The organism is Aquirufa sp. (assembly GCF_044377215.1).
In the GTDB taxonomy this organism is placed as follows: Bacteria; Bacteroidota; Bacteroidia; order Cytophagales; family Spirosomataceae; genus Aquirufa.
In genome coordinates this window covers 1-4658 of the sequence record NZ_JBILJM010000058.1, presented here as the reverse complement: position 1 = coordinate 4658, position 4658 = coordinate 1, and the positions used below count along the sequence as shown (strand labels likewise).

Annotated in this window: 3 protein-coding genes and 1 pseudogene; 3 read left to right on the top strand and 1 reads right to left on the bottom strand. The window is 34.1% G+C overall.

What is annotated here, in order from left to right:
• Positions 1-326, bottom strand: a pseudogene (locus tag ACIQ6T_RS11195) (CTP synthase); the annotation flags it as partial.
• Positions 327-436: 110 nt separating this feature from the next.
• Between ACIQ6T_RS11195 and ACIQ6T_RS11190 the strand changes: the two are divergent.
• The 3 genes from ACIQ6T_RS11190 to ACIQ6T_RS11180 form a co-directional block, all read left to right on the top strand.
• Complete coding sequence (locus tag ACIQ6T_RS11190; RefSeq protein ID WP_395786412.1) at positions 437-3745, top strand: UvrD-helicase domain-containing protein; 3309 nt, start codon at positions 437-439, stop codon at positions 3743-3745.
• On the top strand, positions 3738-4253 hold the full coding sequence (locus tag ACIQ6T_RS11185) for a C40 family peptidase (protein WP_395786410.1): 516 nt from the start codon (positions 3738-3740) through the stop codon (positions 4251-4253). The genes ACIQ6T_RS11190 and ACIQ6T_RS11185 overlap by 8 nt, the downstream gene beginning before the upstream one ends.
• A gap of 54 nt (positions 4254-4307) precedes the next feature.
• Positions 4308-4658 (top strand): saccharopine dehydrogenase NADP-binding domain-containing protein (locus ACIQ6T_RS11180; RefSeq protein ID WP_395786408.1); only part of this gene is annotated, 351 nt, incomplete at its 3' end.

The window sequence follows — 4658 nt, the reverse complement described above, 5'->3', positions numbered from 1 at the left end:
TTGGTCATTACGTTGTGGTAAACACGCCCAGTCGTAATATTATTTGCTTGGCTTGTAGGTGTATTTAAAAAACGCTCATAATGCCCTAAATCTAAATCAGTTTCCGCTCCATCGTTTGTCACATAACATTCTCCATGTTCGTATGGATTTAACGTGCCCGGATCTATATTGATATAAGGGTCAAATTTTTGGATTGTACATGACAATCCACGAGCCTGTAAAAGTTTGGCAAGTGAAGAGGCGATGATGCCTTTTCCGAGTGAGCTTGTTACGCCACCCGTAACGAAAATGTACTTTGATTTCTTAATTGATCCCTTGCCAGACATTCGAATAATTCATTATTTGGTTACGGGAAACAAAGATAGGAATAAATACCACACCGAATTAATCCTATTTTTATTTTATCTTGCATTCGTCTTGAATTTAAAATTATTCTATGTCTATAAAACTCTTTTCTGCATCGGCCGGCTCTGGGAAAACGTTTACTCTAACCTTAGAATATATCAAGTTGGCCTTACGCGAGGAGGATCGTCGGGGTTATTTTAGGCGCATTTTAGCTGTTACATTTACGATTAAAGCTGCTGAGGAAATGCGAACTCGAATAATCGAGTATTTACAAGGCATTTCGAATCCTCAAAGCGATCAAGATCATGAGCTATTAGCTCTAATATTTGTCGATTTTCAAGCAGAAGGTTTAGATGTAAGTAAGACTGAAATTTCTAAACGTGCTTCAGTTGCTCTACAGCAAATTTTACAAGATTATGGTTTATTTTCTGTCATGACTATTGATAGTTTTGTTCAGCGTTTAAGTTCTACTTTCATTGAGGAATTAAATCTACCGAGTCAATTTGAAGTTATTTTAGATTCAAATGGTTTGATGGACCATTTGATTGATCAATTGCTAGAAAAAGTTAATCGGCTTGGAGATCCAATTTTAACAGAACTTTTAATTGATTTCGCAAAAACAGAGGTTTCTGAAGGTAGATCTTGGAATTTATTACGTGCTAATCTGCATCAGTTTTTACGTATTTGTTTAGATGAATCTTATCATCAAATTAAACCCCACATGGATGTTTTTTCCATGGAGGATTTTAAGTTAATTGAAACGCAAATTCGTCAACAAATTCTTGAATTTGAGACTAGGATGCTCGATATAGCCTCTGAATTTATCAGCTACATAAATCCACTACAGTTTCCAGATGATTATTTCACGAGTGGCCGATTTAGTCCAGTACATTATTTTAGGAAATTTATAGCCGACAAAAAATTAGTAGATTTTAAATTTTCTTCGCTCAACAAGGCACTTGAATCTAATCAATGGGCTGCAAGCAAAGTAGATAAAAGTACCGCAATTGAAATTAATGATTTAGCGGATTCATTGCATACTATTGGGCAATCTTTTGTTACGATGTACGATGAGAACTTTTCAAGAAACCAACTGCTCTTATGGATTGTTCGGGATATTAAAAAGATAGCCTTATTGTCTTCAATAGCGGAAGAATTGGTTATTTATCAAAACGAGAATGCAGCAGTTTCCATCTCCGAGTTTTCAAAAAGACTTTATCAAGTTATTGCGAATGATCCAGTTCCTTTTATTTATGAAAAATTAGGTGATCGGTATACGCATATTTTAATTGATGAATTTCAAGATACTTCCATGCTACAATGGCAAAATTTCATGCCTTTGTTAGAAAATTCTGTTTCCTTAGGGCATCAAAATTTACTTGTGGGTGACGCAAAACAATCAATATATAAATTTAGAGGTGGGGAGGTTGGCCTCATTGCTTCCTTAACTCAAAAAGATAAATCAATCATTCAATCAAAAATAGGTGAGGGTACTTTTGATGAAGAACGTTTTGACTACTTAGTTTCAGCGGTTGCGAATGAAAATTTAGCTTATAATTACCGAAGTGCAGCTGAGATTGTTTCATTCAACAATTCATTTTTTAAGTGGATTTCTGAACAAGAAATGTACGCAGCTCAATCTGATTTGATTAAACCTATTTATGGTCAATTTCTAGAGCAAATTCCCCGTGTTCCTTCGGATAAGTATACTGGTTCTGTTGATTTAACTGTTTTTCGTAAACCTAAATTAGATCCTGATGCTAAAGATATAGAGCAAATTTGGATGCTTACTCAAGTCATCAATCAAATTGAAGAAAATGTACGATTAGGATTTAATTATACGGACATCGCTATTTTAGTTCGAAAAAATAAGCATGCTAGGTATTTGGCTATTCAATTGAAAGAAAGAGGTTATCCCATTATTTCATCTGATTCACTTCTAATTCATTATTCAAATTTAGTAGGTATCATTATCTCTTTACTTAAACTTAAGGATAATCCAACAAATGAATTTTTGGCGATTGAGTTTGTTTTTCAGGTATATGAATTAAAAAGTGAAAAAATTAGCGTGGAATTTTTAACTAATTTTCATAATCAAACTAAGTATAATTCATCCTATTTAGAACATATTCTTCATCTTTTAAATTGGCCTACTACACTAAAAGAATTTAATGAGCTTACGATAATACAAACAGTATATGCCATTATTGATTGTTTTGATTTATTCAACCAAAAAGAAGGTTCAGAGTATTTATTCAAATTTTTAGATTTGATTCAAGAATTCACAGTTACTCAATCTGAGGATTTTAAAGAATTTTTAAACTACTATGAATTAAATAAAGGTTCCATTACGATCGCTAGTCCTGAAGGCTTTAATGCAATTACAATTACAAGTATTCATAAATCAAAAGGATTAGAATACTCCGTTGTTATAATTCCGTTTGCCAATTGGACACATCAGGCTAGTAATGAACGAATTTGGTATAATTTATCAGAAGTTGCTTTGTCGGCATTGGAATTAGACGACCAAAAATTACTGTATTCTTATGGCCGGGTGGCTGCTAAGGAAGCCTTACATGAGGATGTTTTAAAAATTCAAAGTATACAAGAGCGTCATAGTATTTTCTTGGATTCATTGAATATGATGTATGTGGCTTTTACGAGGGCTAAACAGCGCTTACATATTCTAACATCTTTGCCGGATGAAGATTCGGCTCCCAAAACAAAACAGGTATACAGAGAGTCTCTTGCAGAGGTTTTAGTTCAATTTGCTGTAAATACGTCTGAAAAATTGGATAGATTACCCGTATATCTTCAAGGTGAATTTACTGAATTGACTGATTTTTATGATTTAGCAAATGTGGCTAATCCACATTTTAAGTCAAGTAAAATAGTAGATCGATCAGATCGTACGCTAATAATTCAAACTGAAATTGTTAAATCACCCGATTTTCGTGTGGTTGCCCAATCTTCAGATTTATATTCACATAGTAAATCGAAGCGGTCTGAAGGTGAATATTTACATCTAGTTCTAGCGCAAATTCGAGGTGCTCGATATTGGATGGATAATCAGTCTAGTTCCTTTTTTTACTTGGATGATTCTATTCGTGTACTGGTTAATCAAGTTATGACCGACCCCATACTTAAGGAATTTTTTATTGATGAGGAGCTTTTATTCGTGGAACGAGATATTTTAAGTCCTGACGGTTCTATTTTTAGGCCTGACCGCGTTATTTCTAAATCAGGTAAAAGCATTATCATAGATTTCAAAACAGGCAAACGGATGGAAGAGCACGTAGATCAAATCGTTCGTTACAAAGCTATTTTGGCTCAATTGGGACAAGTTGTTGGTGATGGAATTTTATTATATCTAGATGACCTTAGTGTAGTTTATGTTTAAGTACATTGTTTTAATCGTATGCTTTTGGGGATTAGTAGGATGTAAATCGATTAATCGGATTAGTACTTATTTAAGGGATTCTAGGGAATTGCCAACTAATTTTTCGGATTTCGAGAATGATCAATTGATTCGTACAGCGGAGCAATTTTACGGTATTCCTTATCGTTCTGGTGGAGCGAATGGTGATGGAATGGATTGTTCTGGTTTACTATTCCGTGTTTATAGTACGAACAATTTTGAAATTCCACGTAATTCAGGCCAACAAGCTCTTTTTGGTTTGTCGGTACCCCTAAATAAAATTCAACGAGGTGATTGGTTATTTTTTAGAACAAATGGATCTGTTGCCATTAATCACATTGGATTAGTTACGTCTGTTAAAGGAAATAATGAAGTGACCTTTATTCATGCGAGTACGAGTAAGGGGGTACGCACGGATCAATTATATGCTAATTATTGGTTTAAGGCGTTTGAAAATGCAATTCGCCCTTTTAAAAATAATTCAAATTGATTTTTTGATTCTAGCGCTTGTTGGGTTATTTTTGCATTCTTTTTTAAATAAATCATGGGAAAAAAAGTAATAATTATTGGAGCTGGTGGCGTTGGAAATGTTGTGGCTAAAAAATGTGCCATGAATCCATCATTTTTTTCTGAGGTTATTTTAGCCTCCCGTACATTACGAAAATGTGATGCAATAGCGGATGAAGCAAAAAAGATAGGTCTACCTACAGCTATACAAACGCGTCAAGTTGATGCTGATGATGTTCCTGCTTTGGTCGATTTATTTACAAAAGAGAAACCATTTATGGTTATTAATGTGGCTCTTCCATACCAAGATTTAACTATCATGGATGCTTGTTTAGAAACAGGTGTGCATTATATGGATACGGCTAATTATGAACCCAAGGATGAGGCG